Origin of the sequence: Actinoplanes sp. NPDC051633 (genome assembly GCF_040681735.1) — a bacterium.
Taxonomy (GTDB): Bacteria; Actinomycetota; Actinomycetes; order Mycobacteriales; family Micromonosporaceae; genus Actinoplanes.
This window is the reverse complement of sequence record NZ_JBFAZH010000788.1, coordinates 1-3,696: the sequence shown is the minus strand read 5'-3', so window position 1 is coordinate 3,696 and position 3,696 is coordinate 1. Positions and strand designations below refer to the sequence as shown.

4 protein-coding genes are annotated in these 3,696 nt (G+C 72.1%); 1 reads left to right on the top strand and 3 read right to left on the bottom strand.

The genetic code is table 11. From position 1 onward, the window contains the following. Positions 1–70: 70 nt before the first annotated feature. A complete protein-coding gene (locus AB0M20_RS32025) occupies positions 71–646 on the bottom strand; it encodes a hypothetical protein (protein WP_364304067.1) in 576 nt (191 codons plus the stop codon). Positions 647–714: 68 nt separating this feature from the next. Here AB0M20_RS32025 and AB0M20_RS32020 point away from each other — a divergent pair, with 68 nt between their 5' ends. Continuing rightward, positions 715–1,164, top strand: a complete 450-nt coding sequence (locus tag AB0M20_RS32020) for an SRPBCC family protein (RefSeq protein ID WP_364304066.1) — start codon at positions 715–717, stop codon at positions 1,162–1,164. Positions 1,165–1,171: 7 nt separating this feature from the next. Here AB0M20_RS32020 and AB0M20_RS32015 read toward each other — a convergent pair whose 3' ends face one another. Together AB0M20_RS32015 and AB0M20_RS32010 are read right to left on the bottom strand one after the other, a co-directional pair. Continuing rightward, positions 1,172–1,981, bottom strand: a complete 810-nt coding sequence (locus AB0M20_RS32015) for a class I SAM-dependent methyltransferase (protein ID WP_364304064.1) — start codon at positions 1,979–1,981, stop codon at positions 1,172–1,174. A gap of 33 nt (positions 1,982–2,014) precedes the next feature. Beyond that, positions 2,015–3,696: helix-turn-helix transcriptional regulator (locus AB0M20_RS32010; protein WP_364304063.1), on the bottom strand; the 1,682-nt coding region annotated here is incomplete at its 5' end.

Here is a 3,696-nt window from a genome sequence, read left to right as displayed (position 1 = left end):
AAGGACTAGTATAACATAAAATCGTCTACAAATAGACAAAAAACCTGCACGCTTAATGTAGATCAAAAGCTTAACGCAAATGAAATAGATTGTCCGTACGCAGGCTCTCCGCCGCGCCCGAGAGCGTGCCGGCCCGGACCGCCTGCGCGGCCACCGCATCGCGGCTCGACGACCGTTCTGCCGTCCGCGCCTCGGCGGCCGCCAGCAGCGCCTTGGGCAGCTGCACGATCTGCGCGTCCATCACGTAGAAGGAGTCGAGATCGGGGTCGAGGATCAGGTTGGAGTTGTTGCCCACCTCGGTGATCAGCGCCGCCAGGACCTCCGGAGCGGCGCCGTCGGGGATGTCGGTGGTGAGCTTCAGGTCCGGCTCGGCGGCCATCGCGTCACGCACCGCCGCCAGGTCGGCCGTGCGGCCGGCCACGGTGTCGGCCAGCGCGAGCAGGGCCGGCTCGACGACGTCGGTGCCCTCCTCCTCGGCCGCGCTGAACGCGATCGTGGCGTTCACCTCGGCCGTGTACGCCCACGTCGCCACGATCCCGGGCACGGTCAGCACCAGCACCAGGGCGCCGAGTCGCAGACTGGTCCGCATTCGGTCGGCGGCGAGCAGCACGGGACGCAGCAACACCGGCGCAGGCGTGGCGGACATGCCCCGATTCCACCATGTTCGAGGGAATTGTGAGCCGGTTCTCCGGAGCCGCCCCGTACGCTTGAGTGATGAGCATCGTCGTTGAGCGGCACTTCGGCGTCAGCGCTCCCGCGGAGTCGGTGCTCGAGTACCTCCGGGATTTCGGCCACACCATGGAGTGGGATCCGGCCACCCGGCGGACCGTCCGCGTCGACCAGGGCCCGATCCAGGTCGGCAGCTCCTGGCACAACGAGTCGCGGGTGCTGGGCGTGACCACCGAGCTGACCTACACGCTGTGTGCCGACGAGGGCGGCCGGCTGGTCTTCATCGGGCGCAGCGAGGGCGCCTCGGCGACCGCCACGATGACCGTCCAGCCGATGGGGCTGGGCTGCGCGGTCACCTATCACCTCGACCTCGAGCGGCACGGCGTGGTCAAGCTCGCCACCCCGGTGATGAAGATCGAGTACGAGAAGCTGGGCACGGTGACGGCCCAGCGCCTCGCCGAGGTGCTGGGCCGTCGATCCGCTCAGGCGTTCTAGCTGCCGGTCAGGCCCGGTAGGCCACGACTTCCACATACCGGGACGGGATCTTGCAGGTTCCGTCGGTCGCCACGTTGAACTTGTCGGCCAGCTCGGTCAGGTCGTCGTACAGCGCCTGGCCGTTCTCGCCGAGGGCCTCGAACGCCTTCAGCGTGGGGCCGTACTTGTTCTTGAACATCTCGGTGAAGTCCTTCGCCTCCGGGAAACGGAAGACGAAGTCGCGCGGCGTGATCTTCAGATCGGTGACCCGGTCGCCGAAGAGCTCGCGGATGTGCGCCTCGTCGCCCCACAGCGGCGGCGGCGTCACCCCGGCCGGCGGCGGCACGTGCCGGCCGATCGTCTTGAACACGTGGCCGATGAACCCGTCGGGGGTCCAGTTGGCCAGCGCGATCGTGCCGCCGGGGCGGCACACCCGGGTCAGCTCGGCCGCGGCCGCCTCGTGGTTCGGCGCGAACATGACGCCGACCACGGAGAGCACCGCGTCGAACTGGCCGTCCGCATACGGGAGGTTCTCCGCGTCGGCCACCTCGCAGGTGATCGGCAGGTGCTCGGCGTCGGCGCGCTCCTGCGCCCGGTCGAGAAGCTCCGGCACGTAGTCACTGGCCGTGACGTCGCACAGACATCGGGCGGCGGCCAGCGACGCGTTGCCGGTGCCCGCGGCGACGTCCAGCACCTTGGTTCCGGCGCTCAGGTCCGCGGACTGCACGAGCGCCTCGGACATCGGGTGGATGATCGCGGCCACGGCGCCGTAGTCACCGCTGCCCCAGGTCTTCTGCTGCTTGGCCTTGATTCCGTCGAGAACGAGTTCGTTTGTCATGCCCAAGAAGTTACGAGCTCGGGACCCCATCCCTCATCGGTAGAGCTCCCTATGTTGGGCGGCGGCCTGCCCCCTGGAGGTGACGCCGAGCTTACCCAGAATGGCCGATACGTGATGGTCGACGGTCTTGGTCGACAGGTGCAGCCGCCCGGCGATCGCGGCGTTGCTCAGCCCCTGTGCGATGAGGCCGAGGACCTCGCGCTGGCGGGCGGTGAGGCCGGTCGGGTCGGCCGTGGTCGCCGGTCGCGGTCCGCGCGGCACCGGCAGGCCGCGGTCCCGCAGCTCGGCGCGCAGCCGCCGGGCCCGGACCACTGCGCCGAACCGGTCGAACTCGCGCAACGCCTCGGCGCAGGCGTCCGCGTCGCCGTGCGACAGAGCCTCGGCCCGGTGGTACGGACACCCGCGCGCCTCCCACTCCTGCGCGGCGCCCCGCCAGTCGCCGTTGATCAGCAGCCGGAACGGCGTGGCCACGCCGGCCGGCGGCTCGGCCAGCTGCCCGCATCGCCACAGCCAGAACGCCAGCTCGCCGTGGAACCACGGCTGCCCACCCCGCTCGGCGGCCTCGATGCCGCGCTTGGCCTCGGCGGCCGCCCGGTCCGGCTGCCCGATCAGCCACAGGTGCTCGGCCATCGCCAGCGCCGCCGGCATGACGAACTGCGGCTCCCCGGTGCCGTGGCCGCCCTCCGCGGCGAGCCGCACGTCGGCCTCCGCGCCCGCCAGGCCGCGCCGCGACCGGATCACGCCCCGCACGGTCAGCGCCGGAACCAGCGCACCGCCCGGCTGCTCGGGGCCGGCGATCGCCCGGTCGGCGTCCGCCACCGCACCCGCCCAGTCGCCGCGGGCCAGCCGCACCTTGGCCCGATAGCCGAGCAGGTGCCGCACGTACCCGTTCATGTCACGAGCCTGGGCGTAGGCGATCACCCGGTCCAGCGCGCCGCCCGAGATCTCCAGGTCGAACTGGTCCAGCGCCATGCCCGCCACGTTGACCAGGGCCCGCACCGCCTGGTCGTCGACGCCGGCCGCGGCCGCCCGCCGGTGCGCCTCCTCCAACTGGTCCCGGCCCATCGGATAGCGCGCCTGCATCAGCACCGATGCGATCGTCACGTCGGCCTGCAGCTCGACCTCGAGATCACCGGTTCTCCTGGCCAGGTCGCGGGCGCGCTCGCCCCAGGCGGTCGCCTCGGGCCTCTCCTCGGCCAGCATGCAGAGCCAGGCCAGCTGGCTGTACGCGCCCGCCAGCCCGGGGCCCTCGGACACCTCGATGGCCCGCTCGGTGGCGGCCCGGGCTTCGTCGGGCCGGCCGTTCCACCAGCTCAGCCGGGAGATCATGCGCAGGTCCTCGCCGGTCTTGGCCCGGTCGCCGGCGCTCTCCCGCAGGGCCAGGGCCTCCCGGTATGCGCCCAGGGCGTCCGGCACCAGCCCGCCGAGGTAGGCGGCCCGCCCGTAATTCTCGAGCCACTCGGCGCGGTCCGCGCCGACCAGCGGCAGCGCCAGGTCGTAGTGCGCGGCCGCCTGCCGGTACGCGCCCATCGCGCCGGCCCGGTCGGCGGCGGCCGGCACCCATCGCAGCACCGCGGCGGCGTCGCCGGCGAGGTGGGCGTGGTGCACGAGCCGCGCCGGGTCGACGCCCGGCCGCGCCTCCAGCTTGGCGAGGACCTCGGCGTGCAGCGCGGCCCGCCGCACCGGCGACAGCGACCCCTCGACCGCCCGCCGCA